General features: G+C 45.9%; 1 protein-coding gene. It reads right to left on the bottom strand.

Annotated elements, in window-relative coordinates; all coding sequences use genetic code 11:
- Positions 1 to 1,169, bottom strand: a 1,169-nt coding sequence (gene tuf, locus NQT65_RS20155) for an elongation factor Tu (protein WP_256851919.1), incomplete at its 3' end; no start/stop codon positions are given.

Below are 1,169 nucleotides of genomic sequence, written 5' to 3'. Positions count from 1 at the left end.
GCTACAACACCAGCACCTACAGTACGGCCACCTTCACGGATAGCGAAACGAAGACCTTCGTCCATCGCGATTGGCGCGATTAGAGTTACTGTCATCTTAACGTTATCACCAGGCATTACCATTTCTACGCCTTCTGGTAACTGTACGTCACCTGTTACGTCAGTTGTACGGAAGTAGAACTGTGGACGGTAACCTTTGAAGAAAGGAGTATGACGACCACCTTCATCTTTAGAAAGTACGTATACTTCTGAAGTGAATGTAGTGTGTGGGTTGATTGAACCAGGCTTAGCTAGTACTTGACCACGTTCAACGTCTTCACGCTTAGTACCACGTAAAAGTGCACCAATGTTCTCACCAGCACGACCTTCGTCAAGAAGCTTACGGAACATTTCAACACCAGTACAAGTAGACTTAGTAGTCTCCTTAATACCAACGATTTCAACTTCGTCGTTCACGTTGATGATACCAGCTTCAACACGACCAGTTACTACTGTACCACGGCCTTGGATTGAGAAAACGTCTTCGATAGGCATGATGAATGGCTTATCGATGTCACGCTCTGGCTCTGGGATGTAAGAATCTAGTGCTTCTGCAAGCTCAACGATCTTGTCTTCCCACTGCTTTTCGCCTTCAAGTGCTTTAAGAGCAGAACCTTGAATTAGTGGTAAGTCATCACCTGGGAAGTCGTATTCAGAAAGAAGTTCACGAACTTCCATTTCTACTAGCTCAAGTAGCTCTTCGTCGTCAACCATGTCACATTTGTTCATGAATACAACGATGTAAGGTACGCCAACCTGACGAGAAAGTAGGATGTGCTCACGCGTTTGTGGCATAGGGCCGTCAGTCGCAGCTACTACTAAGATAGCGCCGTCCATTTGAGCAGCACCAGTGATCATGTTTTTAACATAATCGGCGTGTCCAGGACAATCTACGTGTGCGTAGTGACGAGTTGGTGTATCGTACTCAACGTGAGAAGTTGAGATTGTGATACCACGCTCGCGCTCTTCTGGAGCGTTATCGATTGATGCGAAATCTTTAGCAACACCGCCGTATACTTTTGCAAGTACGTTAGTGATTGCTGCAGTTAGTGTAGTTTTACCGTGGTCAACGTGGCCGATTGTACCAACGTTTACGTGCGGTTTTACGCGTTCAAACTTTTCTTTTGCCAT

Source organism: Pseudoalteromonas agarivorans (assembly GCF_024518735.1).
In the GTDB taxonomy this organism is placed as follows: Bacteria; Pseudomonadota; Gammaproteobacteria; order Enterobacterales; family Alteromonadaceae; genus Pseudoalteromonas; species Pseudoalteromonas atlantica.
This window is presented reverse-complemented; position numbering and strand designations above follow the sequence as displayed.